Raw genomic sequence first — 24,660 nt, 5'->3', positions numbered from 1 at the left:
ATAGCCACGCAAAACAGCTTATGCTACGACGCATAAGCTGAGTTGTACTTACGCCCCTCCTGCGGGCAGTATGGAGCCGTTGCCGCCATGATATCGCCTGTAAACCTGATGCACAAAACCATTGAATTTATGCAGCGCTGGCCAGGCTTGCTGGCGTTGGTGGCCTTTGCCAGCGGTGTGGCCAGTTATATTTTGGTAGAGCGCAAAGCCGCATTGGCACAACTGATAGCCGTGTTTTTACTGCTCAGCTGGCTATGGTTGCTGCTGGATAACTGGCTGCGCGAGCGGGTAGAACAGCGTTTTGGTATTGCCTTATCACCTAACCTGCTGCGTTTCGTGCTGCAAATGGTGCATCAGGAAAGCCTGTTTTTTGCCTTACCGTTTTTTCTGGCCGTTACCAGTTGGTACCATGGCCAGGCCATTTTTACCGCGCTGCTGATCCTTTGCGCGCTGGTGTCCGTGGTTGACCCGTTGTACTTCAGAAAGCTGGCCCCACAGCGCACGCTGTTTGTGGTGTTTCATGCCTTTACCTTATTTGTGGTGCTGTCAATTATCTTGCCGGTATTGCTGCAGCTTACTACCAGCCAAAGCCTGGCTGCCGCGCTGGCTATGGCCTCGCTGTTAAGCCTGCCGGCACTTGGGGCCTTGCTGCCCGGTGGCCGCTGGTGGCGGGTACCGCTGCTGTTATTGTTGCTCAGTGCGCTCAGCGCCGGCTTATGGCAACTGCGCAGTTGGGTGCCGCCGGCTGCGCTGCGCCTTAACGCCATAACACTGTCGCACGATGTCGATTACGAACAACGCAAACCCGGCCGCAGCATTCACCAACTGGATGAAAGCGCCTTGCATCATTTGGGCTTATTCAGCTTTACTGCCGTAAAGGCACCGCGCGGCTTACACGAACAAATTTTTCATGTCTGGTTGCACAACGGCAAAGAGGTAGACCGGATAAAGCTGGATATCAGCGGCGGCCGCGCCAGTGGCTATCGCGCCTGGAGCCGCAAACAAAACTTCCCGGCCAACGCCGTGGGCAAATGGCAGGTAAAAGTGGTAACAGAATCAGAACAGCTTATCGGCCTGGCCCGCTTTACCGTAACCCCTGCTGCAGCTGAGCCGCTGCAAGAGCCGGTTGAGCCTACTGAACCGATTGAACCGGTGCCGGAACAGGAACCGAAGCAGGAACTGCAGGTGGATCTTTAACCGGCCGGCGGCAATGCTGTTTCAGTAATTGTTCCAGCTCTTTTAGTCGCGCCTGCAACTGCTGGCCATGTTCACCATTGTAAGGTTGACGCAACTGCCTGCGCACCTCAAGCCGCTGGGCATTTAACTTCTGACATTCAGACTGGCTGAATTGTGGCGTGGCCATTGCCACCGCAGGTAGCAATACAAACGCAAGCAACGCACTTAGCATAAAACGCATATCAGCCTTCAGCCCTGTAATATTCAGTTGTCCCGAGTATAACGTATCTGCTTTAGTGCAAAACAACAATTTCAGGATGCAATTTTGTCCCTGATTATCTATTATTACCCGTAACAGGAATGTAAAGGTATTCAAATGAAAACGTTATTAACTCTGCCACTGTTGCTTCCGCTCTTCGCATCAGCAAACGTGTATAAATGTGAAGTAAAGGGTGTAATCACCTACAGTCAAATCCCCTGCAGCGAAGATGTGCAGGTAACGGATTACGCAAGAGAAGAAACCGCAGCCATGCTGCCGCAGAATAACAGCGCAGCCGGAGAAGCGGCGGCAACCATGGACAGATTAAGCGAGTCGGTAAAAAAGCGTGATATGCGTATCAACATCAACCGGCTGCAGTCTGATAAAGCCAACAAACTGACAGAGCGCAATAACAAAATGGCGCAGCTGAAAGAGTCAAAACGTTACTCCGCTAATAACCTCGCCGGCTCAGTCAGGAACGAAAGCCTGTCGGAAGAAATGGCCGCCGTAGCTGCGCAGTACGACACCGATGTTAGGGCAATAGACATTGAGATAGACCGCTTAACAGAACAACTAAAGGGTTTGTAACAGGTGTAAAAACTACAGGGGCTTTCTTACTCAGCAGAAAGTCTAGCGCAGGTAGGCAGGAGAAGCGAGAACGGTGTTGAATTGCACTGCTTACTGAGTTCAGGTTAGTTAATAAAGTGGCTCAAATAAAACACAGACTGTCAAATTTATATGCTTTACTCCGGGTGTACTTATTTAATGTCTAAACTAAATGATTTACGCAGACTGTGCGCTTGGCGTCGACTTATTTCTATTTCGTGACCGGTGTTCAGTATGACACTTAGCGTGCCAGTAGCCATGCCATCTTCCAGTGTTTTTATGCTACTCAACCGCACGATATCACTACGACTAGCCTTAATAAAATCATGTGGATTCAGTTTTTTCTCAATTTTAGACAACGAGACGTGAAGGTAGAGCTTTTTGTTTAGTGCATAAATTGCAACGTGATTTCCCACTGACTCGACACGGTCAATGTCTCGAATTTTGATAATTTGGTACTCTTGTCCAGATTTAAGCAGCAACCCGTGAGAATCAGGAAGACAAGCGTCTTCAACAAGGGCTTCAGCGCTCACATCTTCATCAACCATCAACTTCACTTTTTGCACAACCGCCGCCAGGCGCGTCGGTTCGATCGGCTTCATTAGATAGCCCGCCGCATTTAGAGCAAACGCTTCGAAGGTATGTTCACTGTAGGCCGTACAAAATACAAAGTGAATATGGGATGGCACTTTTTCAGCAAATTCCAGCCCCGTCATTTCAGGCATACGAATGTCGAGTAACACCAAGTGAGGTGAGGTCGATTCGATAAGAGTTAACGCTTCTTTGCCATTTATAGCTTGTCCGACCACCTCGACATCAGGGATGTTTTTCAGTAGTCGCTGCATTTCCATAAGCGCTAACTTTTCATCATCAACCAATAATACTCTCAACATAAGGAAGTTCCATTTTCACTGTGTAGGTTTGATTTTCCAGCGCAGTACTGAAAGTGAAGTTGTTACCAAATAGTAAGATAAATCTTTTTCTCACGTTGCGCAACCCGATCTGTGTGCCGTGCTGTTTTAAGTCATTGTATACTGAGTTAGTCAGTATAATTTGCCATTGCGTGGTGGAAATTTTCTTTGCGCTTATCTTGATAAAACCAAGCTTGCTGCTCGGTGAAATACCATGTTTTATGGCATTTTCTGTAAGGGTCAACAGGGTCAGTGTTGGCAGTGGTTGATTCAATATTTCATCATCGAAATCAGTATCTACTGTCATTCGATCTTCAAACCGAATTAGCTCAATATTCAAATAGTTTTTTGTTGTCGCCCAGTCAGACTTAAAGGTTGTTTGGGATTGCAACTGCGTCTGCATCTGAGACCTAAGCAAATCAGCGAGTAAGGTTATTGCGTTTGACGCCCGTTCTTGATCAGCAAAGATCAATGCACGGATACTGTTTAGTGTGTTAAACAAAAAATGTGGTGAGAGCTGGCTTGTGAGTTGTTGAATTTGAATACTATTCATTTCTTCTTGCAGCTCTCTCTTATTTATTTGATATTTAAAAATGAGATAAAGCATACTCCAGGTCGTTAACGTGATAAAACTTCCACCGATCCCCAAAATAGCGGTCAACCATAAATTGCTCTCTCCTGCGACAAATCCGGATTGGTTTTGAATATTAATACGACTGATATCAGTGGCGCTAAGGACGTCAGTTTTTCCAAGAGAGTAGGAAATTAAGAAGTAAATTACCGAAACAAAAATCAGATAAACGAAGGCTCTGGCTATCATTTGGCTGGTCATTGAAATGGCGAGCATGTTGAGCCGCAAATAGGGCCTGACCAAACAATGACATATTAGGACTAACAGCAACGCTTCGAGAAACCCGCGAACAATCAGATGCTCGGTTATGTTTTGTGATGAATCGAATAATGAATGCATGACCGACCAGGTAAAAATAAAATGTCCGACAAACATAGCGAGCATAGTGAAGCGATAGGCTTTGCTGGTGACCAATATTTCCCGAAAAAAACGCATAAAAAGTTCCGTTTCTATTTTTTTATTAGTCATACCGTAATGCATCTATTGGGTCAAGACGGGAAGCTTTGATCGCGGGCATAATGCCAAATACCACACCTATGGTGAAACTAAACCCAAGTGCCAACCATATCGCCCACAATGGTACTAAGACGGCAGCAGCTACAGGCATTACCATCAGAATAAACAATGCAAAAATATAACCAACTACAATACCCACACCGCCGCCAAACAATGCCAAAACGCAGGCTTCGACCAAAAATTGAATGAGAATAATAGTCGAGGTTGCCCCTAATGCTTTTGCTATACCTATCTCTCTTGTGCGCTCTGTTACCGAAACCAACATGATGTTCATTATGCCAATTCCGCCAACTAATAAGCTTATTCCAACCACACCTGCCGCGACAAAGGTAATTGAATCAGTGATATCGCTAAATTGTTTGCGTGTCTTTTCCGCAGTTTCAAACTCAAAAAAATCATCTGCAGGATCATTTATTTTATATTTATAGCGCATTAATTGGGTCATTTGCTCTATAACTGCAGATTGCGCAACATTTACATCAGGAACAAACACAATATCGACGCCTAAGTTACCTCGTTGGCCACTGATAGACTCGATAGTGCTCAGCGGTGCAATCACGTAATTGTCCTGATCAAAACCAAATAATGAGCCTTTCTCTTCGGCCACGCCAATAACCCGAAACCACTCGCCATACAAAGTCACAAACTCGCCCACCGGGTCAGCTTTAAGGCCGAGCTTTTCTACAAGTGAGCTACCCAGAAACACCACCCGGCGTCGTTTAAGATCGTCAGTCTCAGTCAGAAAACGGCCAGATGCAGGGTAAACGTTGACGACGTTTTTGTATTCACTCTCTGTACCAATAATTTGTGTCGTAATAGACTTCTGGGCAAATTGAATATCGGACCCAAGCGAAAACGCTTTCACTTTTGCCGCCATGTATTGAACATTGTCGGTTTTATTTTTTAGATAGAGGTAATCTTCATAAGATATCTTACTGGTCATGCCAAGCATCTCTTTTTCAGTGCTGGTATGTGCTTTAAGCGTGACCATTTCTGAACCTAAGTCTTGCAATTGTTTACCTACTGTCGCACCAAGCCCTTCCATAATAGACACAACGGCGATAACCGCACTGACACCAATAATAATGCCTAGTGTAGTAAGTGCACTACGAAAACTGTGTGCGAATATTGACTGTATCGCTGATACCCCACCTTCATAAATTCCATGCGCAAATTTTTTCATGACGCTACTCCAAGTGCGTGTTGCTCAGCGGTATTTTTCGTTTCATCCTTGACGATTTGTCCATCCACTAACCTCAACTCTCGCTGACATTGCTCTGCAATTTCCTGTTCATGGGTAACCAAAATGATGGTTTGACCATTTGCATGCAGATCACGAAACAACGCCATAATTTCTGCACTTGTTTTGCTATCCAGGTTTCCCGTTGGCTCATCACCCAGCAAAATATCGGGATTTGTAACCAATGCACGAGCTATGGCAACCCGCTGCCTTTGACCACCGGATAGCTGGTTCGGTAAATTAGCTAATTTGTCTGCCAAGCCAACATCTTTGAGCGCTTTAATTGCCCGGCTTTTCCTGTGCGCTGCCCGCCCCCGTTGAAAACGCAATGGATAAATAACATTGTCCAGTACCGTCAGTTTAGGAAATAAGTTAAAGCTTTGAAAAATAAACCCTATGGATTGATTTCTATATCCTGCCAATGCATCTTCATCGGCATCTGCAATAAGGTTTCCTGCTAAACGATAACTGCCTGAATCCGCTTTGGCCAGGCATCCAAGTATATTCATCAATGTTGACTTACCTGAGCCTGACGGCCCTGTTATTGCGATAAACTCATTCGGCATAATAGTCAGGTCAATACCTTTGAGCGCTAAGAACTTTTGTTCTCCCATAGAATAAGACTTGGTGATACCGCGTAATTCGAGTAAAGGTTGCTGAGTCATAAAGTTACCCACCCTGAACCAAAACACTGGCTCCGTGCTTGAGTTGCTCCAGCCCCCTGCTTGGACCAGTTAACACCGTTTCATTTTTTTGTAAGCCAGCAGTAATGACCTGCTCGATATCAGAAGACAAACCTAATCGCACTGTACGCTTTTCGACTTTATTATCATTGGTAACCCATACAAAATGTTCACCATTTGACTTTTGGATCGCGGCGATAGGAACTGAAAGCGCGTGCTCATGTTTATTGACTACGACTTCTGCACGACAGCTCATCCCCGGGAAAAGATATTCAGCAGAATTTAGCTTTACCTGGACTTTATAAAACAGGCCCTGATTGGTGCTTTGCTGCTTTGCCATGGTGCTGACAGATGCAATTTCACCCATCAGGGGTGTTGTCGGCATCGCCGCTGAAAACACGTCGACACGTTGCCCAATCGATACGTTGCCGAGATCCGCTTCATCGACACGGATCTGCGCTACATAAGTGCTGACATCTGCAAGGGTGAGCAAAGCGCTACCCACAATATTGGTTGTTCCGGCAATAACTGTCTCACCTTCTTTGATATCGACATTAAGTACTAAGCCATCGATCGGTGCGACAAATACCGCTTTGCTCAATGCATCTTCACGCTGTGCAAGTACAGCTTTTAACTGAGATAGCCGATGCGTTGCCGACTCCAAATCAATTTCGGCAATACGAACATCACTATGACTTTTTGCCAGAGTATCTGTATCAATGATTTGGCGAACCGACAGTGCTTCCATTTGCGCGCTTTTTCGAATTGCCTCGTTTTTAAGTTCTTGAAGTTTTTTTATCTCCGCCACTTGAATATTGACCGAGGCTTGGGCTTGTTCAACATCAGTAATAAATGCGGTTTTATCCAACTCAAGCAGCATGTCCCCTTTTGAAATCATGTCGCCTTCTTTCACATACAATCTTGTCACCTTGCCAATGACCTCAGAGCGAAGCGCTATCTTATTAGCAAAGGTGAAAGTGCCTGATGCAAGTATGCTGTCATCTACAGCCTGTTCTTGCACTGTATAGAGACTAAACACCACATCTTCGACAGGCGAGGAAGAAGTTTTCGATAGCGCAAAGAAACTGACACAAGCGACAATAGCGATAAGTGATATAAATTTTTTCATTGCTTTGCTCCTCAATGAATCACCTTTAGGCAATCAAAAACCAGACGCCATAGACAATGGCAAAGGGAGCCAACGCCATTACGAAAGCATTTTTACCAGTAAGCGCCAGCTTATTTTTAAAGCCGACTGCCAGCAATGCCACTACCCACAGGTCGAATATAGTGAGAGATTGTGCCCATCCGGACAGAGGGTGATTGTTGTCCAGGTGGAGCACCAGCTCATTCAAAGATCCATAACTCGCTACAGAAAGAGGCAGGTCGGGTGAGGACGCCGTGAAAGCAAGCAATACCAAACCAAGGGCATTTGCGACCACGGGCATATAACACCAACTCACTAATGCGGTTGTATCTTTAAAAGACGATACCGCTGATTGCGGCCGCATTTTGGCAACAACCAACACGAACGCACTGATCAGCAATATCTGCAGCAAAATGCTCGCCGCTTGCATACCACCAACAAAAATACCGGTATAGGGAAGGCTTTTTTCCATCGCATCTTTCACTACCACCAACTCGCTTTTAGTCAGGTCTGAGACCTGCGCGAGCTGCTGATTGAGCAAGTGTTGGTCGCTCATATTTGAGAAAAAAAAGTACTGACTCAATACCGCAGCTAACAGCACGCCCAAGAGGACAAAGTGCCCATAACGACTCATATGTTGATAGGTTTTAAACAGCGAGTTCGGCGCTACTATTGCGTCGACAAATGCCATTCCTAAGTTTGAAGTTGTAGTTGACATAATAGAATCCTGTTGAGGTTAAAGGTCGGGCTAAGCCTATCAAGTCAGAGCAATATCAGGGACTAAAAAGTGAATTTCGGCAAAAAAGCGTGACGAACGGCTGGAATAAGAAAAGCCCCGATACCCATTGCCGTAGGTAAAGAGGCTTTTAGGAGCAAAGCTTGATGTTCGTTTAGTGCGTTAATTAAGCCTCCGTAGGCTTATCTTTGCCTGTGAATGCCCAGGCCAGAATTGCAAACCACATGATCCAAGACACACCTGCAGGGACATTAGCGATGAGTATTTGCATTTTGTGTTTACGGTTTAGTACAAATGCAAGTATCGTGGGCAAAAAGTAAAGCGCGATAAATGCGGGGACTAAAAACAATAACAATCCTGAGTTTCCGGTTAACAATGACATTGTATTTCTCCTATGCGTAGCCAAGTGCTGCTTGATGACCTTTAGTCATTTCGCGTACCATTTTTGAAGATGAAGCCAAGCCGAATTTTTCCAGAACATCGACTCTATCGCTGTCTGTGACCTTCACAGAGGTCAGTGCTTTTATAGCTCTGAATCTGTCCTCTTCAATCACCGAGCGTTGGGCAATATGCTCGACAAACTCTCTCCCTCTTTCACTGCCGCTTTGTGCTATCAAATAGAGCACAGGCTCAATGGAACCATTGGTTGTAACCGTCGTGCGTTCGACCTGTGAACACTGTTCGTTAAAGATGTATTGAGGACGCAAATGTGCAAACATCATTGTCGGCATAATATTCAGCGTGACCGACAAGTCGTCAGCCGGGAGTTGGTTATGTACATCTTTATAGGCGCGATATAACATCACTTGCCCCTCACCCAACTGCTTGTGTTCAACAAATCTTAAATTTGCTTGTTCGCCGGGGTAACCAATGACTTTATCGTATTCATATTCGTAGTAATCACTGTGATAGCCTGAGCCAATATAGCCGGTGGTCAAAAAATTGAAATTATGATCATGTGGTACCCGATAAAAAAACGATTTTTCTCCTGATGCGCGCAACAAAGGGTCGTTTTTAGGTAACCATATATTCGCTCGCATAAAAAAACTCACGTCTTTTTGTGCGCCCTTTAGCATGATAACTTGAGGAGTATAGCGGTTTGTCAACGTTTGACTGGCACAATGCTCTTCCAATTCGTTAATCAGAACATCTGCCAAAAACGTTCTGTTGTTGTTCAGTTTCTTGAGCAAGGGAGCCACTGTTTGAAAGCTATCCTGATCATAAGGATTAAATTTACTATCCAGCAAGCCTTCGTAGCATTCGTCTAATTCAATAGATTCAGTGATATGGTCCAGATTAATATTAACAGGCATGAGCAAGCTCCTTTTGTTCGATCATTGCAATAGTTTGTTGTGCTGCGAGTTTGACCTCTGAATGGGGGTCGCTCTTCGCCATTTCGTGTAATTCATCAAGGACTTGCATGGCATCAATGCCGAGAATTTGTTGCATTGCATACCAGCGCACAAAATGTTTGCTGTGGCTCAGAAACTTTTTCATTACGGGTAATGCCGCGTGTGAATCCATTTTTTTCAGAAGCAGCATACTTAGCTGAACTCTTGAATCTAATTCATCCGATGGATTCTGGAACTTAAGCATATGATCTTGCGCTGAAAACATTAAACTAAACGGACGTTTATTGGCTTTATACTCCAAGGTGACAGCAACGACATTGGTCTGCGCCTGTTCATACATCATTGTGTGATTGCAGGGGTTGAAACGCAGCTCTCCGTCTTTTACGCCATCTAGCCCCACTTGCTTACACGACTGGTTAATAAAATTATCCTGCGCAACTTGATGTTCCCAGCACGACACTTTTAAACCGCCAGCAGTGATAAAGTAGGTAATGGTTTGCCGGCCATAAAATTGGATGCCACGCTGACTGAGATTAGCTTTACTCTGCGCTTTGTAGCGATTCAAAAGGCCCGCGTCGATAACATCGATACTTAAATCGAAATAGTCGCTATTGGACAATACAATACGTTGTGCGAACGCAGTTGAGTGCCCACCAATTGGATAAACGTAAAAATGGTCGTTTTTCTGGAACCTAATCGTATCGTCAATGATTAGATCAATAGCTTCCTGTGCGTTTTCTTTAATAATCTGCCCTACCAACTCTGGCTTAGGCAAAGGGTTATCGCCAAAGAGTGTTTGTAACTCCTTAACAATCGTAAGTTGTAGATTCTTCTTGCGACTCAATTCAATATTCTTAATCGTTTTTTGACGCGTTTCTGGCGACGCCAGAAAAGCTTCTATTTGATCGTTCTTTTTCATTATTTGCTCCGGTAACGCTTTTTTAATCAATAGTAGACTCTATGTTGCGACCGCCGTAAGGAGGGTGGAATTGTCCCGGCAGGCCGAGACATCCACACAGCTTATTTTCGTAACTTACGGCAACGGATACGCGGCGGTGATTAGAGTAAATGACCGACAAATACACTGATACACTGCAGGCCGCCAACTACTTGAAGTTGTGAAGATCCCGCGATACCGATACTGGTTGTCAACTCTGCAACATGGTCAATTTTCATACTAACTTTCCTTATTCACTTATTTGAGTGGGTTAGTTAAGAATTAAAACAACCATAATACCGACGCAGATTGGGCCACCAACTACTTGTAATTGTGATGTGCCCGCGATGCCAAATTCAGTGTTTAGTGCTACTGTGTTTTCTAGTTTCATTTTTTGATTCCTTTTATTTAAGTGAATTAGTTAAGAATTAAAACAACCATGATGCCGACGCAGATTGGGCCACCAACTACTTGCAATTGTGATGTGCCCGCGATGCCAAATTCGGTGTTTAGTGCTACTGTGTTTTCCAGTTTCATTTTTTATTCCTTTTATTTAAGTGAATTAGTTAAGAATTAAAACAACCATGATGCCGACGCAGATTGGGCCACCAACTACTTGCAATTGTGATGTGCCCGCGATGCCAAATTCAGTGTTTAGTGCTACTGTATTTTCTAGTTTCATTTTTTGATTCCTTTTATTTAAGTGAATTAATTAAGAATTAAAACAACCATGATGCCAACGCAGATTGGGCCACCAACTACTTGTAATTGTGATGTGCCCGCGATGCCAAATTCAGTGTTTAGTGCTACTGTGTTTTCCAGTTTCATTTTTTAAATTCCTGATATGTAATTAAAAGTTTTAAAAGCCAAGCCGTCTTGACTTGCAATTAATAGTAGAGAGTTATTGAAATAAGATTGAGCAAAAGTGACGAACGGTAAAAAAAGAGGATTTCTGGTTAAATTCTGATGAATTGGCAATCAATACAATAAGCGCTCCCCCCGGGCCGGACAACACGAAGGCATTTTTCGTGTCACACAGCGACATGGAAGCTATCGTTTCAAGTAAAAAGCCACTTCCATATAAGGTGGCTTAAAATTGACAACAAAAAGGGGCCACAGCCCCTTGTTAGCAGAGTAACCAAAACACTGATTAATCTTGTTTTTTCTTAACAACCTGCTGCAGTTTATCGTCATTCAGATGCGCCACGTTACGGCGTTCGCTGTGGAAAATAGTGTACTGGGAATCAAACGCATCTACTTTGAATACCCCTATTTAACTTCAGCAAGCCATTGACAGACATTAAGGCGAGCTTTACTTTAGCGGCTCTTATCTGCGCGGTTGCAAACTGCGGGTGTAGTTCAATGGCAGAACGAAAGCTTCCCAAGCTTTAGACACGGGTTCGATTCCCGCCACCCGCTCCAGAGGCCGCCGGCAGGCGGCCATCTTCAAAACATCAGGCTAATTTACGCAACCGCAATATGTCACGCACTACTTCCCACAGCGGGAACATGGCGGTAATTACCAGGCCGGTAACGGCTGCCCTTTCCAGTTGCTCTAACTGCAATACGCCCTGCCATGCCTCAGTCTCAAGTTTCAGCAGCGGGTCGCTGGCGACCAGTAACAATATTACTGCAACAAAAGCGGCATTTAACACGATATTACTCAGTAACATGCTACGGCTCCAAAAGCGCTGCTTTAACTGCCATAAGCTGTTGGCAATACCAAGCAATGCCAGCGGACTGGCCCATTTTAATATCTGATGTGCGCTGTCGGTGAATAAAAACCGGCTGTTAGCCAACTGCTCCGGCGACAGCCATAGCGGGAACCAGATTACGATCAGTAAAAATACATAGGTTGCCAGGTCGGTAAAGATATCCTGCAGTGATATATGCTGCCAGTGCGGGCCGGCTTTTGGCAATTGCTCCGGCTGCCAGCTTTGCTCGCACTGACTGCTCTGCCCGGGCTCAAACCGCGACATCAGCCAAAATGCCAGCGTGATGCTGGTAAACCCTAACAGCACATCCTGCATAAAGCCGCTGGCTAAGCTTTTCATATAAAGCAAAAAGCTCATCTGGCTGCTAAGCCATGCAGAGGTGCTGTCTACCACCTGTAGTAAAAACAAAATACCCAGCACCATAAACAAGGTGCTTTTATACAGCGACATGTAGCCAGGGCTAATCAGCGGCTGCGGCGGCACAAACTGTTGCGCTACCGTGCGCGGGTGGCCCATCTGTTTTAACACTGCGGCAATATCAGCCTCAGCCAATTCACCTCGTTGCTCAGACAACATATCCAGTTGATCCATAATATTGGCGTTTAACTCGCGGCCAATTTCGTCACGTTTTGTCTGGGGTAATTCGCGTTGTACCGCCGCTATATAACGTTGCACTAAGTCCATCAGCTGTTCTCCTCAGTTGCGCTACCCAGCAAGCTGCCAAGCGCTGCGTTTAATTGTTGCCACTCGTCTGTTAACTGCGTCAACAGCTCCGCCCCCAACTGCGACAGTTGGTAATAGCGCCGCTCACGGCCTTCGCCCTGTCGCCATTCACTGTCGAGCAAACCTTGCTCGGCTAAACGCCGGATCAACGGGTACAGGGTACCTTCGTCGATATCGATGCCACCTTCTTGCAGTTGTTTGCGCAGTGAATAGCCGTAATGCGCTTGCTTTAGCGAAGCCAACACGGCCAATACCAGCACGCCACGGCGCAGCTCCAAACGCATTTTATCCAGTTGTGCAGTTGTCATAACCTTTGCTTCCTATACTGTGCACCGCATACTGTGTGACACATAGCAATATACTAGGCGCCGCACAGTATAAAAGCAAGTTATCTGCAAAGATAAATATGCGTATAAAATAAACTGATTAATTTCATATATTTAGACAAGCAGAAGGTAATAATAATAACGATCGCAATAGGAAGGATGCAGACTAACTATGAGAGTGAAACGGAGGAGCGGCGCTAAACGCGCCACAACAACAGGGTTAAACGCCGGTTAAAACACCCACCTTAACCAGCGCAGCCCAACCATAGTACGCAGGGTTTTTACCGTAGTGTTATGCCGCATTTGAAACACCACACCGGCGCTGAAGCTGAGCATTAAACCAGGCGCAGAGCCGATAAAAGCGCCGGCACGCTGGCGTAACAGCCAGGTTTCTGCCTGTAAAAGTTTTTGCCGCTGCCGTCCCTGCTCTGCCAATTGTGCTACTTGCAGCCGTTGCTGGTACAACAATTTATCTATCAGCATGATTGTCTCCGTGATTCTGTTGTTCAGCTGGCGACTCTTTGGCAAACAGCACGCGGCATAACTGCTGCCAGGTTTCACTAAAGCCAACCTGTGACAACACATGGCCCAAACTGCGCCAGCACCACAGCAGCAGTGCCGACTGTAATAGCAGTATGGCTACTGCAGAGATAACCACCGAGCCGGTTGCCTGAAACAGCAAATAGCCCAATAGCAGCAAAATACTGCCCCAGAGCAAAATAAGCCCGGCACCAAAACTTACCACCAGGGCTGCGGCTATGGTTAAGCTGCGGCCGGTGAGTTGCCATTCTGCTTTAGCAGTTTGTCCGGTAAGTTTAAGCTGTTCAGCGTAATGCTCAGACACAGACCAGCTTAGCGCTGCCAACTCTGACAGCTGGTCCAGCGCTTGCTCTGCCATCGGCTTTTTTGCGGTAGCTTGCTGCTGAGCTGATTGTGGCTCAGCAGTAGCTTCAGCTTCTTCCCTATTCTGCATACAGCAGCCTTAACGGCGACGCAATAAGCTGCTGACCAGAATACCGGCAGCAAAGGCAATACCGGCTGCTGCCAGAGGGTTTTGTGCGGCAAATTCACGGCTTTTGCTGTAGGTACTTTGCAGTTGCTGTTTAATTTCTTCCTGCTTATGCGCCAGGGTTTCCTGCGAGCTGGCTGCGGTTTTGCGCAGTGTATCTTCTGCTGCTGCGGCTTTTACCGCCATGGCATCAACGGCATGATGCGCAGCTTCACTGGCTTTCGCTGTTACCGGCGAATTTAACCCGCCGTTGGCTGCGCTGTTAGCTTGATTAGTTGCACTTTGTGAAGTAGCCATAATATGTCTCCTTGGTTAACACGAGGAAAGCAGCAAAATGCTGCCATATGCCAATAAGGTTAATGCAATGGCCATACCAGTATAGAATAAAATAGTTAAAACAGATACTTATTATAATTAACACCCTGCTTATGCACTGAAACCAGCACTACAGGCTGTAGAAGTTACCCGTGCTCAGTAACCTTTACAGGGTACATGCCGGAGCGGCGCGCGGCTCATATTGGCGATTCAACTTAACGCGGCACCGCCATAGCAGGGCCAGCAACAGCAGAGCAAAGGCTGAACTACTGCCACCACCTGAGCTACCGGCATTGTTATTCGCTGGCGGCACAGATACTACTGCTACCGCTACGTCGTCGCTGCTGCCGGCGTCACGACTGTCAGTGGCAGTTACCTGCAACACCAGGCTGGCGCTACCGGCCGGCGCCACAAAAGATACGCTGGCACTGCTGGCATTTTGCAGGCTGACAGCAGCACCACTAAGCTGCAGCCATTGATAAACAATGCTGTCGTTTTCTGCATCCTCTGCGATCGCCGTCAGCGTCACGCTTTGGCCGGCATTTACCTGACGGTCTTCACCGGCGCTCACCACCGGCGCAGTATTGCGCTCATCGTCCAGGATGGTTAGCTGTGCACTGCTATTAACCCCGGGCTCACTGCCATCAACACTGACTAACTGCAGGCTAAAGCTTTCATCTTCCTCTTCCAGGCTGTCATCAATCAGCGCCAGCGTAATAGTTTTCTCGCTGCTGTCGCCGTCAGCCCAGCTTAACCGGCCGCGGTTATCAACTACATCGTCACCCACAGTGGCGCTGCCGCTTTGCAATATATAGTCGATGGCAATTGCACCGTCACTGCCGCCAAGGCGCTGTACATCTAATTGCACACTGCTGCCTTCGACCGCCTGGACGCTGGTTTGCACCAGACTAAGGCTACCCGGCCGCGCCGGCTCGGTACCAAAGGCGACAGTTATCATCGCGGGGGTGGCCAGTGTAGCACCGCCTTGTACATCATATAGCCTGACAAACAAAGTGCGCCGCCCTGCGTCACCGCTGTCCAGCGTGGTTAGCGTAAGGGTTTTGTCGCTGTTGTCCGCAGCGCCCCAACTTAAGCGGCCCGTTGCCGGTTCATAGTCAACGCCCTGCACCGCACTGCCGGAAAACGTTTGATAGGCCACGCTGACGGCACCACTGCCTTGCGGGCGCTGCACTATAACTTGCGCAACCGCGCCGGGGGCAACGCTTACGGCATCGCTGGTAAATGACAGCGAGCCGGCGGCGACAGTTTTGCTGCTGTCGGCCAGAATATACAGGCCGGAATTAATATCGCTACCGAGGATCAGCCCCGAGGGTAAGTAAGGATAGGTGCCCCACATGCCGTTAAAGGCCGCACCGTCGGACGGTAAAAAGGTATCAAAAAAACCGGCTTCAACCGGCGCCGCCGGGTTACTGATATCCAGTACTGTTAAGCCACGCTGATAGGTTGACATATAGTAGCGATTGCCGCGGACAAAGCCATTGTGATCTATCGCTGCGGTAGGCCCACGCCACACCGGTTGCAGCACAGGGTTACGTAAATCGTCCAACGCATAGATCCGCAGCGTGGTATTAAAACTAAAGCTGCTTTCATCCAGCTCATCGTGGACAAATAAATAGCGGTTATCTTCGCTGCTCCAGCCCGAATGCACATAGCTGGCCTGATCATAACTAAATTGCGAAAGTTTAGCCGGGGCGTTGGCCACAGAGGCATCCCACAAGCGGATATCCTGCTCATTAAAATCAAACAACACCTGACAGGGACTGAACTGACAGTCACTTATTGCCCGCGCATCGGCTATTTGCATCATCGCCACATCGTGGCTGTAATCCCCCGCCAGCGCAGCGTTTTGCTGCCACACCGGGCTTAGTGCCGTCGGGTTAGCCAACGATAACGCCGCTACTGCGCCGCGCTGGGTATTTTGTCCGGCCAGGTGCAATAACGGTGCCGCAGTACTGTTCTGACTGTTGCTGCTGTAATCAACCCCGCTGATAAATATATTATGGCTTGATATTACGCCGCTGTAGGTCGTGGCCAGCGATACGGCGTTGGGAAGCCGAGTTAAATCAATAATCTGAATACCATCGTTGCCCTCAGACGACACATAAGCATAGGCCTGCCAGCGCCGCAGCGCCGTATCAAAATACTGGTACACCTTAATATCACGCCAGGTGGTGCTACTGCCCGCTATGCTGCCCACTTCAACCGGGTTTTGCGGATCGGCCAGGCTAACCACAGCAGTGCCGTTGCGCAAGCCGATAAGCGCATATTCTGTACCGCTGTTTAAATCGACATGACCCCAGATATCGCTGGCTGACGACGGCTGCAAGCTAAAATCAGCCAATGCCATATGTGCCACTAAATCGATATTGCTGCAGCTAAAGTTGCCGGCTTTGCCGTCAACGCAAGACCGGGCCGGCTGTGATTGACTCAGGCTCTGATGTTGTACCAACCGTTGCTGTAAACCCACCGACAAGCGGGCCTTGCCATCGCGCAGGCTGAAAAAGCCACGCGGCTCCAGTGTCGCCTGTAACTGTGAGGGCACACCACTGAGTGTGGTGCGGTTTAACGTTGGTGCCTGTAGCTGATAATGATCAAACCGGCTGTAACCACCCAGCACCGGCACAATTTCACTACTGAGGTAAAACAGCTGTTCTTCGTCAGTCAGCTGGTAATGGCCGGCGGCGACCAACACCTTATCGCCTTTATTAGCCTGTTTAACGGCATAGCCAATAGTTTGGCAAGGCCGCAGTGGCTGCTCACAACGGCCAACATCTTTGCCGTCTGTGGCAACAAAACGGGCTTTGTCATGTTCAGCATGGGCCAACACCGGTAGGGGTAAGGCGAGTAGAACCAGCGTTAAGCCAGAAACGGTAAACTGTTTAAGCATTATGGCTACCTTGTCCGTCGACCGGTTTTGCAAACTACGGTATTGTTAGTCTTAATGTATTTACTATGCAAGTGTATATTCATGTTACGAGCAAGCCTGCTTTTGCTGTGGTGGATATTGACCGGCTGTAATCCGGCACCCGGCAGCACATCAACCTTAACGTTGCAATTGCGTGTCAACGATAAGCCGTTGAGCTGTGACAGCGTCTTTAGCCTGACAGACGAAGCCGTTAGCCTTACAGACAAGGCTATCAGCCAGGCAGGAAGAGTATGGCAGCTGCAGCAATTTCAGCTCTATGTCAGCAATTTCCGGCTGAACAACAGGCCACTGCTGCTGGATACAGCGGCGCTGCATCAGCAAGCTGATATTGCCCTGCTGGGCACCGTATGTGATGGTGCCGATAATTGGCAGCTACAGTTCGCTACGCCACTTGCTGCCGGTCAGCTGAGTTTTACACTTGGTGTACCCGCAGTGTTAAATCATCAGGATCCGCTGCGCGCGGCGGCACCGCTGAATCAAAGCGATATGTTCTGGAGCTGGCAGCAGGGTTATAAATATTTGCGGCTGGACATACACAGCACTGCACAGCCGGCTCAGCAGTGGTCATTGCATCTGGGCGCGACCGGTTGCCGCTCGGCCAGCCCGATGCGCGCACCGGAAGCAGATTGTAACAAGCCTAACCGCGTAACTATAAACCTGGATTATCTACCCGGACAGCAACTGATACTGGATTTAGCGCCGATACTGGCCGGGGTAAACCTCAGCGCCGACAACCATTGTATGTCAGATCCTAACCGCTTAAGTTGCCAAACCCTGCTACCCCGGCTGGGTATAGGTGCCCTGCCGCAGGGCTGGAGTATGCAATGAGGTGCGCCATACTGTTGCTGCTGGTTATGCTGGCCGGCTGCAGCAAGCCAGAGCCGGCCTATCAGTGGCCGTTGCCTGAGGGCTTTCCACTGCCGATAGTGCCGGCCGATAACCCGATGAGCGCGGCCAAGGTAGAACTGGGCAGGCATCTGTTTTATGACACAGCCTTGTCTGCCAATCAGCAGCAAAGCTGTGCCGGTTGCCATCAGCAGCAATATGCCTTTGCCCAGCCACTGAAAGTGTCGGTCGGCAGCACAGGTCAATCGCACCGGCGTAATGCCTCAGCGCTGGTCAATATCGCTTATAACAACACTTTGACCTGGGCGCACGATGGCCTGACGCATATTGAAAGCCAATTGCTTATGCCACTGTTTGGCGACAACCCGATAGAGCTTGGCGCCGGCGGCCACGAACAGCAGATTTTAGCCCGTTTAAAGCGTGCGCCCTACCCCGAACTGTTTAGTGCCGCCTTTGGCGACAGCCGGGCGGATTTTCGCCGTGTTATTGACGCCCTGGCCAGCTTTAGCCGCAGCTTATTGTCGGTTAACTCGCGTTTTGACCGCTACGCCTATCAGCAGGACGACAGCGCGCTAACCGAACAAGAATTACTCGGGCTGAATTTGTTTTTCTCAGAAAAACTGGAATGCCACCACTGCCATGGTGGCTTTAACTTTACCCAGGCTACCAGCCACCAGCGCCAGCCGCTGGACCGGCGGCCATTTCATAACACCGGCTTGTATTATGTCAGCCGGGCAGATTTAGCCGGCAAAGGCTATCCGCAGCACGATACCGGTTTAAGCGAGCTAAGCTTAAACCCGGCAGACGATGGCCGCTTTCGCGCGCCGACGCTGAGAAATGTCGCTTACAGCGCGCCCTATATGCACGATGGCAGCCTGGCGACATTAGCCGAGGTGATTGATTTTTATGCCGCCGGCGGTTTAGTCAGCACGCTAAACGGCGAAACCAGCGATGGCCGGCAGCACCCGGGCAAAAGTGGTTTTGTGCGCGGTTTTGATTTAACAGCTGCAGAAAAACAGGCACTGCTGGCGTTTTTACACAGCCTGAGTGACGAGCAGTTTATTACCAACCCGGCTTACAGCAATCCGTGGCTTACAGTAAACAGCGAAAATTAATGCGGAGCCACTATGGCTGTTGCAGTGTTATCAAACAGGAGCTTACTGTGCGTTGTACTTTTACCTTATTACTGGCGCTGTTGGCGCTGCCGCTTTCGGCGCAAACCTACTACCCGCCTCGTGGCGACTGGGCAGCGGCATCGCCGCAAGCGCTGGGGGTGGATGCCGGCAAGCTGGCCGCGGCCGTTGACTATGCCATCGCCAGCGAAAACCCGGCGGCAAAAGATCAAGCCATAGTGCAGGCCACTACCTTTGGCGCCAGAGAGCCCTATGATCAGATCATTGGCCCAATGGGCGTGCGTGCCGCAGCCAATGGCCTGATTATTTATAAAGGTAAGCTGATCGCCCGCTGGGGCGAGGTCGACAGCGTGGATATGACGCACAGTATCGCGAAAACCTTTTTAACTACCGTCACCGGTTTAGCCTGGCAACAGGGCCTGATTGCCAACCTGCAGGATAAGGTTGGCCCTTATATGCCACATGGCACTGCGCTTTATGAAGGGGAGCACAACAGCAAAATCCGCTGGGAGCATTTGCTACGGCAAACCAGTGACTGGCAAGGCACGCTGTGGGGTAAACCCGACTGGGCCGACAGGCCCGAGGGTAAAACCCCGGCCGACTGGCCCAAGCGGCCATTACGTACACCGGGCACGCATTACAAATACAACGATGTGCGGATAAACCTACTGGCACTATCCACCTTGTATGTCTGGCGCAAACCGCTGCCCGAGGTGTTAAACCAACAGATTATGCAGCCGATAGGCGCCTCCTCTACCTGGCGCTGGTACGGCTATGATAATAGCTGGGTTGAGCTCGACGGCCAGCAGGTGCAGTCGGTATCAGGCGGTGGCCACTGGGGCGGCGGCATTTTTATCAACGCCTGGGATTTAGCCCGCTTTGGTTATCTGTTTTTGCGTGATGGCCAATGGGAGGACCAGCAACTGGTGAGCAAAGACTGGATAGCGCTAGCGCGCACCGGCGGTAGCGCCAATGCCGAATACGGCTTTGCCAACTGGTTTTTAAACCCGGGCCGTAAAGCCTTGCCCAATGCCCCCGAGAGCGCAGTCACCTTTCAGGGCGCTGGTCGTAATGTGATTTATATCGATCAGCAAAATGACTTGTTAATAGTCACACGCTGGATTGGCAATGGTGACGAGCTAAACCAGCTGGTGGGTAAAGTATTAGCGGCACTGCCAGATTAGTCGCTTGGTAACGATATTGCTGATGGACAATCAACTGGCCGCTAACGCGGCCAGAAAAGCGGTTTTACCTATTGACTCCGGGAAGGCTCATACATGTTATGCATTAAAACTGATAGCCAACCTGTAAAAAACCATTAATTTTTTCATCATATTTGGCATTTGTTGCATGAGCGGAGATGCCAAAATTAAAGCCGGGTTTATCAATACCATTCATAAAGTAGGTATAACTAACGCCGGCACCATAATATTCATTTTCTTTAATATTAAAGTTTTCCGTAGTCGCGTAAACCTCATGCCCTGCTTTGGTTGCATAGACACCAAGGCCATGCTTATTTGAATCAGAATCAAATAGATCAGTTACTATCCAGCCGACTCCGAAGCCGCAAGTTGAGCCATATCTTGAACTATATTCAACACAGCCGACTGAGACATACTTCATGTCGGTCTTCGATAAAAGAGCGAAATTTGCGCCTAATCCACTGTAAGCAGCTCCCATACCAACACCAACAGAATATTGACTGTCAAAAGTGCTTTCCTGGGCAATTAACGAACCTGAGATAAACGATAAAACCAATACGAGCTTCTTCAAGATACATCCTTTTATATTTCAGTTACTAACACGACGTTGATATATGCGCACATAACGCAGTGCTCTTAGGCAAAGCGAAGCGTAGCGTAAGTTTGTACCTAGCAGTACTTTGTTAGGCATTAGTTCAACCTCTCGCCCGGAAGCTCAAAGTTGTCTTTTTTCAGGAGTTCCGCCTGAGCTATTTTTTTCTCAGACTCTTCCTTTGTTAGTACACCCTGGTCCACAAGCCAATTGAATTTTTTTATTTCGTTTTTAAGCTCGTTGTCTGGATTTACATCGCCATACCATTTCAAGAGCTGTGATTTCTTTCTGATATTTAGTTGCTTAATTATTTCGTCATGATTTTTGTCTTGAATTATAAATATATTACCGCGTTCAGAACGAAAAACCGTGTACTTGACCTTTGAGAAATATGCCCAAATTGCACATACAGCGCCAATGAAGATCCAGAACCCCTTTCCGGACAAGGATGCCTCAGTATAAATAGCATAACCGAGCTGAAATACACCTAGTGCTATCCAAAGATAGCCAACATTTCTCAGCCATTCATTCTGCTCAATCTGAACTGACGACTTTTGAGGAAAATCCGCATAGTCGAAGTCAGTATCTCCGGAGCCAGACTTATCTTCATAAGCAAAATTGAAATAATCATCATGCAGTGTGAATGTATGTTTATTCGATTTTTTCTTCTGTATAAATTCCATATCAATTCTCTATAACTTGAACGATGTTTTCATTGCCTACCAGCTTATTCAAAGGATCAGAACCCGCGAGTTGCGTGTTGCAGATCCCGCAAGTTGCAAAATTAGCTCCAGTCTATGGCGCCAGATGAATGTAAATCAAGCATTTTTATCTTGTATAAAATTATGCTGCTGCAAACTACAGGATTGAAACTCTTGAGCTGGCGGCGTTCAGCGCTAAAAACAAAAAAGCCAGACACAAGGTCTGGCTTTTCACGTCAGTAAATAAGCTTACTTCTCGTGATGAATACGCATATGCGGAAACAGGATAACGTCGCGGATAGAGGCGGCGTCGGCCAGTAACATTACCAGGCGGTCGATGCCGATACCCTGGCCTGCTGTTGGTGGTAAACCGTGCTCCAGCGCGGTAACGAAGTCTTCGTCGTAGAACATGGCTTCGTCATCACCGGCGTCTTTTTGTGCTACCTGATGGCGGAAACGCTCGGCCTGGTCTTCAGCATCGTTTAACTCGCTAAAGCCGTTACCCAGCTCGCGGCCACCGATAAAGAACTCGAAACGGTCGGTAATTTCCGGGTTATGGTCATTACGGCGCGCCAGCGGTGACACTTCAGCCGGGTATTCAGTAATAAAGGTTGGGTGGCGCAGCTTGGTTTCTACCAGCTCGTCAAACACTTCCATTAGAATACGGCCATGGCCATAGTTGGCTTTAACTTCAATACCCAGGCTCTTGGCCAGCTCTGCTACCGACTCACGTGTTGCTAACTGCTCTTTAGTCACAGTCGGGTTGTAGTGCAAAATAGACTCGGTAACCGACATGCGCGCAAACGGCTTGCCAAAGTCGAACACTTCGCCCTGGTATGGCACTTCAGTGCTGCCCAGCACGTGTTCCGCCAGGCCACGGAATAACTTTTCGGTTAAATCCATCAGGTCGTTGTAATCGGCGTAAGCCCAGTAGAATTCCAGCATGGTAAATTCCGGGTTGTGGCGCGTTGATACGCCTTCGTTACGGAAGTTACGATTTAACTCAAACACTTTTTCAAAGCCGCCAACTACCAAGCGCTTTAAATACAGCTCGGGCGCGATACGCAAAAACATTTGCATATCCAGCGCATTATGGTGCGTTTCAAACGGCCGCGCCGAAGCACCGCCGGGAATGGCCTGCAGCATCGGCGTTTCAACTTCTAAGAAGCCTTCGTCGTTAAAAAAGCGACGGATATAAGCCACGGTTTTGCTGCGCACTAAAAAGGTTTTACGCGATTGCTCGTTGGAGATAAGGTCCAGATAACGCTGGCGGTAACGCGCTTCGTTATCGGTTAAGCCGTGGAATTTATCCGGCAACGGCCGCAGGGCTTTGGTTAGCAGGCGGATATCGCTTAACCATACCGTAAGCTCGCCGGTTTGGGTTTTAAACAAATGGCCGGTAGCACCGATAATGTCGCCTAAATCCCACTTTTTAAACTGGTCGTTGTACACACCCTCAGCCAGGCTGTCGCGCGCCACATACAGCTGAATTTTGCCGCCCATATCAGCAATAGTGGTAAAGCTGGCTTTACCCATAATACGGCGCGTCATAATACGGCCGCCTAAGCTTACGGTAATCTTTTGCGCTTCCAGCTCTTCTTTAGTTAAGTGGTCGTACTTGGCAATCACGTCTGAGGATATGCTGTCACGGCGAAAATCGTTCGGGAACATAAAGCCGTCTGCACGCAGACCGGCTAGCTTGTGTTTTCGCTCAGCAATCAGTTTATTTACGTCTTGAATTTCTTCTTGTGGTTGCTGTTGGTCAGACATAGTGCGTTTCCTGATTGAGAGAAAAAGTTAAAGTAAACATTACAGCCCGGCTTTTAAGCTAGCTTCAATAAATTTGTCCAGATCGCCGTCTAACACCGATTGGGTGTTGCGGGTTTCGATACCGGTACGTAAGTCTTTAATGCGCGAATCATCCAGCACGTAAGAGCGGATCTGGCTACCCCAGCCGATATCCGACTTGGTATCTTCCAGCGCTTGTTTCTCGGCATTTTGCTTTTGCAGCTCAAATTCATACAGCTTGGCGCGCAATTGCTTGTAGGCGTTGTCGCGGTTTTTATGCTGCGAGCGATCGTTCTGACACTGCACCACGATGTTAGTGGGTAAGTGAGTAATACGCACAGCGGAGTCGGTACGGTTAACGTGCTGACCACCGGCACCCGAGGCGCGGTAGGTATCGATACGTAAATCGGCCGGATTGATATCAATTTCGATATCATCATCAATCTCCGGCGAGACAAACACCGAGGCAAACGAAGTATGGCGGCGGTTACCACTGTCGAACGGACTTTTACGTACCAGGCGGTGTACGCCGGTTTCGGTGCGCAGCCAGCCGTAGGCGTATTCGCCGGTAAATTTAATGGTACAACCTTTAATGCCGGCCACATCACCGTCGGTCACTTCGTACAACTCGGGTTTAAAGCCTTTATCTTCACCCCAGCGCAGGTACATACGCATTAAAATGCTGGCCCAGTCCTGGGCTTCAGTACCGCCGGAGCCGGATTGTATATCCAGATAGCAATGGTTCTGATCATTTTTGCCGGAGAACATACGGCGAAATTCCAGCAGGCTCAGCTGTTTGTCTAAATCGGCCAGCTCGGTTTTCGCTTCTTCAAAGGTTTCTTCGTCGTCAGCTTCTACTGCCAGCTCTACCAGGCCGGCCACGTCTTCCAGACCACGGTCGAGCTTGTCGATGGTGCCTACCACCTGCTCCAGTGCTGAACGCTCTTTACCCAGCGCCTGGGCTTTATCCGGCGTATTCCAGATAGCTGAATCTTCCAGCTCGCGCGAGACTTCTTCTAAGCGTTCTTTTTTGCCATCGTAGTCAAAGATACCCCCGAAGCACATTCGTGCGTTCAGTAAGATCTTTAATGCTGTTGTACACCGGATTAACTTCAAACATGCTGTGCTCGGTAACCTTGAATAGCGGAAAAAAAACAGGCGTGGATTGT

24 protein-coding genes and 1 tRNA gene are annotated in these 24,660 nt (G+C 48.2%); 6 read left to right on the top strand and 19 right to left on the bottom strand.

The annotated features are described in order from the left end of the window. Nucleotides 1-87 precede the first annotated feature (87 nt). Together Q8O77_RS09550 and Q8O77_RS09545 are read left to right on the top strand one after the other, a co-directional pair. Nucleotides 88-1,197 (top strand): DUF5924 family protein, encoded by a 1,110-nt coding sequence (locus tag Q8O77_RS09550; RefSeq protein WP_305552638.1) that lies wholly within the window; start codon nucleotides 88-90, stop codon nucleotides 1,195-1,197. Between the two features lie 355 nt (nucleotides 1,198-1,552). Beyond that, a complete protein-coding gene (locus Q8O77_RS09545) occupies nucleotides 1,553-2,023 on the top strand; it encodes a DUF4124 domain-containing protein (protein WP_305552637.1) in 471 nt (156 codons plus the stop codon). A gap of 170 nt (nucleotides 2,024-2,193) precedes the next feature. Here the strand turns inward: Q8O77_RS09545 and Q8O77_RS09540 are convergent, their stop codons facing one another. From Q8O77_RS09540 to Q8O77_RS09500, 9 genes are all read right to left on the bottom strand, one after another. Beyond that, nucleotides 2,194-2,934: a LytTR family DNA-binding domain-containing protein gene (locus Q8O77_RS09540; protein ID WP_305552636.1), complete on the bottom strand. Its 741-nt coding sequence runs from the start codon at nucleotides 2,932-2,934 to the stop codon at nucleotides 2,194-2,196. Continuing rightward, nucleotides 2,912-4,051 carry a sensor histidine kinase gene (locus tag Q8O77_RS09535; RefSeq protein ID WP_305552635.1) on the bottom strand — a complete coding sequence of 380 codons (1,140 nt, stop codon included), beginning with the start codon at nucleotides 4,049-4,051 and terminating at the stop codon, nucleotides 2,912-2,914. The genes Q8O77_RS09540 and Q8O77_RS09535 overlap by 23 nt, the downstream gene beginning before the upstream one ends. Beyond that, complete coding sequence (locus tag Q8O77_RS09530; RefSeq protein ID WP_305552634.1) at nucleotides 4,044-5,282, bottom strand: ABC transporter permease; 1,239 nt, start codon at nucleotides 5,280-5,282, stop codon at nucleotides 4,044-4,046. The genes Q8O77_RS09535 and Q8O77_RS09530 overlap by 8 nt, the downstream gene beginning before the upstream one ends. Further along, the gene (locus Q8O77_RS09525; RefSeq protein ID WP_305552632.1) at nucleotides 5,279-6,004 is read right to left on the bottom strand and encodes an ABC transporter ATP-binding protein; all 726 of its coding nucleotides are present in this window, start codon (nucleotides 6,002-6,004) and stop codon (nucleotides 5,279-5,281) included. The genes Q8O77_RS09530 and Q8O77_RS09525 overlap by 4 nt, the downstream gene beginning before the upstream one ends. A gap of 4 nt (nucleotides 6,005-6,008) precedes the next feature. Then, nucleotides 6,009-7,151 carry an efflux RND transporter periplasmic adaptor subunit gene (locus tag Q8O77_RS09520; protein WP_305552630.1) on the bottom strand — a complete coding sequence of 381 codons (1,143 nt, stop codon included), beginning with the start codon at nucleotides 7,149-7,151 and terminating at the stop codon, nucleotides 6,009-6,011. A gap of 25 nt (nucleotides 7,152-7,176) precedes the next feature. After that, nucleotides 7,177-7,887, bottom strand: coding sequence for a YIP1 family protein (locus Q8O77_RS09515; RefSeq protein ID WP_305552629.1), 711 nt, complete (start codon nucleotides 7,885-7,887; stop codon nucleotides 7,177-7,179). A gap of 184 nt (nucleotides 7,888-8,071) precedes the next feature. Continuing rightward, the gene (locus Q8O77_RS09510; protein ID WP_305552627.1) at nucleotides 8,072-8,287 is read right to left on the bottom strand and encodes a superinfection immunity protein; all 216 of its coding nucleotides are present in this window, start codon (nucleotides 8,285-8,287) and stop codon (nucleotides 8,072-8,074) included. 10 nt (nucleotides 8,288-8,297) lie between these two features. Next, nucleotides 8,298-9,218 (bottom strand): hypothetical protein, encoded by a 921-nt coding sequence (locus Q8O77_RS09505; RefSeq protein WP_305552625.1) that lies wholly within the window; start codon nucleotides 9,216-9,218, stop codon nucleotides 8,298-8,300. Continuing rightward, nucleotides 9,208-10,176 (bottom strand): HEAT repeat domain-containing protein, encoded by a 969-nt coding sequence (locus Q8O77_RS09500; protein ID WP_305552623.1) that lies wholly within the window; start codon nucleotides 10,174-10,176, stop codon nucleotides 9,208-9,210. Before Q8O77_RS09500 ends, Q8O77_RS09505 begins: the two co-directional genes overlap by 11 nt. A gap of 1,366 nt (nucleotides 10,177-11,542) precedes the next feature. Here Q8O77_RS09500 and Q8O77_RS09495 point away from each other — a divergent pair. Then, nucleotides 11,543-11,616: transfer RNA gene (locus Q8O77_RS09495), tRNA-Gly, on the top strand. 32 nt (nucleotides 11,617-11,648) lie between these two features. On the opposite strand, the gene Q8O77_RS09490 is transcribed toward Q8O77_RS09495, so the two are convergent. The 6 genes from Q8O77_RS09490 to Q8O77_RS09465 form a co-directional block, all read right to left on the bottom strand. Next, nucleotides 11,649-12,593 carry a hypothetical protein gene (locus Q8O77_RS09490; protein WP_305552622.1) on the bottom strand — a complete coding sequence of 315 codons (945 nt, stop codon included), beginning with the start codon at nucleotides 12,591-12,593 and terminating at the stop codon, nucleotides 11,649-11,651. Beyond that, complete coding sequence (locus Q8O77_RS09485) at nucleotides 12,593-12,940, bottom strand: PadR family transcriptional regulator (protein ID WP_305552621.1); 348 nt, start codon at nucleotides 12,938-12,940, stop codon at nucleotides 12,593-12,595. The genes Q8O77_RS09490 and Q8O77_RS09485 overlap by 1 nt, the downstream gene beginning before the upstream one ends. 249 nt (nucleotides 12,941-13,189) lie before the next feature. After that, nucleotides 13,190-13,441, bottom strand: coding sequence for a hypothetical protein (locus Q8O77_RS09480; RefSeq protein WP_305552620.1), 252 nt, complete (start codon nucleotides 13,439-13,441; stop codon nucleotides 13,190-13,192). Further along, on the bottom strand, nucleotides 13,428-13,931 hold the full coding sequence (locus tag Q8O77_RS09475) for a hypothetical protein (protein ID WP_305552619.1): 504 nt from the start codon (nucleotides 13,929-13,931) through the stop codon (nucleotides 13,428-13,430). The genes Q8O77_RS09480 and Q8O77_RS09475 overlap by 14 nt, the downstream gene beginning before the upstream one ends. A 9-nt stretch (nucleotides 13,932-13,940) precedes the next feature. Continuing rightward, nucleotides 13,941-14,264, bottom strand: coding sequence for a DUF883 domain-containing protein (locus tag Q8O77_RS09470; protein WP_305552618.1), 324 nt, complete (start codon nucleotides 14,262-14,264; stop codon nucleotides 13,941-13,943). Nucleotides 14,265-14,448: 184 nt separating this feature from the next. Then, nucleotides 14,449-17,190: a choice-of-anchor B family protein gene (locus tag Q8O77_RS09465; protein WP_305552617.1), complete on the bottom strand. Its 2,742-nt coding sequence runs from the start codon at nucleotides 17,188-17,190 to the stop codon at nucleotides 14,449-14,451. An 81-nt stretch (nucleotides 17,191-17,271) separates the two neighbouring features. Between Q8O77_RS09465 and Q8O77_RS09460 the strand changes: the two genes are divergently transcribed. The 3 genes from Q8O77_RS09460 to Q8O77_RS09450 are packed head-to-tail and all read left to right on the top strand — an operon-like array spanning nucleotide 17,272 to nucleotide 20,392. Beyond that, nucleotides 17,272-18,057, top strand: a complete 786-nt coding sequence (locus tag Q8O77_RS09460; RefSeq protein ID WP_305552616.1) for an MbnP family copper-binding protein — start codon at nucleotides 17,272-17,274, stop codon at nucleotides 18,055-18,057. Continuing rightward, entirely contained in the window at nucleotides 18,054-19,190 is a 1,137-nt protein-coding gene (locus tag Q8O77_RS09455; RefSeq protein WP_305552615.1) for an MbnH family di-heme enzyme, read from the top strand. Before Q8O77_RS09460 ends, Q8O77_RS09455 begins: the two co-directional genes overlap by 4 nt. A gap of 47 nt (nucleotides 19,191-19,237) precedes the next feature. Further along, on the top strand, nucleotides 19,238-20,392 hold the full coding sequence (locus Q8O77_RS09450; RefSeq protein ID WP_305552614.1) for a serine hydrolase: 1,155 nt from the start codon (nucleotides 19,238-19,240) through the stop codon (nucleotides 20,390-20,392). Between the two features lie 103 nt (nucleotides 20,393-20,495). On the opposite strand, the gene Q8O77_RS09445 is transcribed toward Q8O77_RS09450, so the two are convergent. The 4 genes from Q8O77_RS09445 to prfB form a co-directional block, all read right to left on the bottom strand. Then, nucleotides 20,496-20,981 carry a hypothetical protein gene (locus tag Q8O77_RS09445; protein ID WP_305552613.1) on the bottom strand — a complete coding sequence of 162 codons (486 nt, stop codon included), beginning with the start codon at nucleotides 20,979-20,981 and terminating at the stop codon, nucleotides 20,496-20,498. Nucleotides 20,982-21,100: 119 nt separating this feature from the next. After that, nucleotides 21,101-21,685, bottom strand: a complete 585-nt coding sequence (locus tag Q8O77_RS09440) for a hypothetical protein (protein WP_305552612.1) — start codon at nucleotides 21,683-21,685, stop codon at nucleotides 21,101-21,103. A gap of 267 nt (nucleotides 21,686-21,952) precedes the next feature. Beyond that, nucleotides 21,953-23,473 carry a lysine--tRNA ligase gene (lysS, locus tag Q8O77_RS09435; RefSeq protein ID WP_305552611.1) on the bottom strand — a complete coding sequence of 507 codons (1,521 nt, stop codon included), beginning with the start codon at nucleotides 23,471-23,473 and terminating at the stop codon, nucleotides 21,953-21,955. 39 nt (nucleotides 23,474-23,512) lie between these two features. Continuing rightward, nucleotides 23,513-24,611 (bottom strand): peptide chain release factor 2 gene (gene prfB, locus Q8O77_RS09430; protein WP_143039948.1). Its coding sequence is split into 2 segments (ribosomal slippage): nucleotides 23,513-24,535 and nucleotides 24,537-24,611, totalling 1,098 coding nucleotides; the frame shifts between segments, so codons are not numbered across the junction. Nucleotides 24,612-24,660: the final 49 nt, after the last annotated feature.

Source organism: Rheinheimera sp., assembly GCF_030690345.1.
In the GTDB taxonomy this organism is placed as follows: domain Bacteria; phylum Pseudomonadota; class Gammaproteobacteria; order Enterobacterales; family Alteromonadaceae; genus Alishewanella.
Note: the sequence above shows the minus strand (reverse complement) of the source record. Positions and strands in the feature narration are given on the sequence as shown.